This is a genomic window from Sphingobacterium sp. IITKGP-BTPF85, from assembly GCF_001006065.1.
Classification (GTDB): Bacteria; Bacteroidota; Bacteroidia; order Sphingobacteriales; family Sphingobacteriaceae; genus Sphingobacterium; species Sphingobacterium anhuiense.
In genome coordinates this window covers 1-2,043 of record NZ_ASZT02000280.1, presented here as the reverse complement: position 1 = coordinate 2,043, position 2,043 = coordinate 1, and the positions used below count along the sequence as shown (strand labels likewise).

The 2,043-nt window shown below is 36.0% G+C and carries 1 protein-coding gene and 1 pseudogene; one reads left to right on the top strand and one right to left on the bottom strand.

The features are described from left to right. Positions 1 to 1,057 (bottom strand): annotated as a pseudogene (locus L950_RS25100) (M1 family peptidase); the annotation flags it as partial. 131 nt (positions 1,058 to 1,188) lie between these two features. Between L950_RS25100 and L950_RS27435 the strand changes: the two are divergent. After that, the coding region (locus L950_RS27435; protein ID WP_021191156.1) for a hypothetical protein at positions 1,189 to 2,043 on the top strand (855 nt) is incomplete at its 3' end.

Here is a 2,043-nt window from a genome sequence, read left to right as displayed (position 1 = left end):
CCTGTAACCAACGTTGCACGTTCCATATTCCAATTCCTCCATCTCCTCCTTGGATAAATTGGTATAATTTGGCCAAAGGGTAAGCTCCAAATGTCTTAGAATTGAAATCAAAAAACTCTGTTGCTAATCCAAGTGCTGTTTTCCAATTTGTTTTGACAGAATCGCTTTCTGGAATATATACTGTATAAACATGCACTCCTTGGTTGCTCTTCGCGGAGTCAACAACAAATTTTGGATCTGCAGCCCAAACAAAGTCATGGATGTTTTTAGCAACATAGTGCCATTGGACTTTATTATCTTTTGCTTTAATCCTTGGTTTTCCAACATAGCCTTTTACTTCTGTAGGGTTTTGTAAAACACCGGATGCGCCTAGAATATAATTTTTGTTGATATTGATGGTGATATCAAAGTCTCCAAATGGGGCGATAAATTCGCGTCCAATATACTCATCTAAGTGCCATCCAAATTCATCAAAATGTGCCATTTTAGGATACCATTGCGCCATGGATAAGGCGACTCCTTCTTTAGAATTGCGTCCCGATCTTCTGATTTGTTCAGGGACTTGGGCTTCCCAGTTCATCTCAAATGTTGCGGTTTCGCCGTCTTCAATTTCATTAGGAAGGGTCACTTCTAAAATGGTACCATCAACTTTGAAATTGGTGTTGTTACCATTCATCGTTAATGATTTTATTTTTTGATAACCAATTTGTTTTGCTGTTAATGTAGCAATACGGCTCTGGTATTTGGGTTTATCTTTTGTTCCAAGATTGGTGGTCATTCTTTTGTCTGGATCGGCAATGTTTGCCAGTCTGTTGTCCATCATTGATCCTGGTTGAAAGGCGTTGAAATACAGGTGGAAATACACTTTTTTGAGTGATTGTCCTGAATTATTACTGTATTTCAATTGCATATTTCCGTCATATTGATATGTCTTCTCATTCACATCAATGTTCATTTTATAATCTACGGTCTGTTGCCAATAGCCTTTTCGTTGTGCTGTTGCTGTCTGAAAGACGAACAATCCTACGATTAATGTGTAGAGGTATTTCAAATTCATGGTCCAAATTTACAAAAATGATTAGGAATTTGTTGAACTTAAAGAAGTGCTGTTTTGTAATATTTGTTTGATAAAGGGTTGTTTTTACATCTTTCAATTGTTATTTTAGATATATATCTAATCAAATTTATATGGAGGAAACCTATTATAAATCTTCAGGAAAAGCTCCGATTGGGGGAGTCCTATTTGCTATTGTTGCTGGATTATGTGCTTCTGTTATTTTAGCTATTGTTTATATTGCTTTGCAATGGTTTATACCACTTGTGTATTTCAATTTTTTAATCACATTTGGATTAGCATATGGTTTATTTTATGTCATTGATGTTCTTCTAAAGATAGGAAAAGTTAGGAACAGGATGATTGCACTTTTGCTTACTTTGATCTGTACTTTGGTTGCCTGTTATGCGCAATGGTGCTTATTTGTTTCTTTGATGTTTAATGCGGAAGGTACAATGGGAGGTGATATATGGGTGAAGTCTTCCTTTAATTTGGATGGTTTTTTATACTTTCTATTTCACCCAACGGATACCTTTAGCGGGATTCAAGAATTAAATGCAGTTGGAACTTTTTCTCTACAGAATGTTGTGAGTGGCTGGCCTTTGTGGATTTTATGTGGTATTGAGGCGGCTACCATTATTATCTATCCTATGGTATTAGCCTTTTCGGGTAAGACAACTGAACCTTTTTCTGAGAGGGGTAATGAATGGATGAGAAAAAGGGAACTGGAAAAACAAATTGCTTATATCCAAGATAAGCAGATACTCGAACAGAATTTGCAAAAAAAAGATTTTACAGGCCTACAAACGTATCTTCAAAGTGATGATTTGGGTGCTACGTTTGCAACTGTCACGATTTATGAATCTGACGCTGATAATTATCAATATATTTCAGTGGTTAATCATAAATTGGGCACAAATAAGAAGGGCGATATTGTTGATAATAAGACGAATGTCCTTACATACTTCAAGATCCCTGAACGTAGTCTT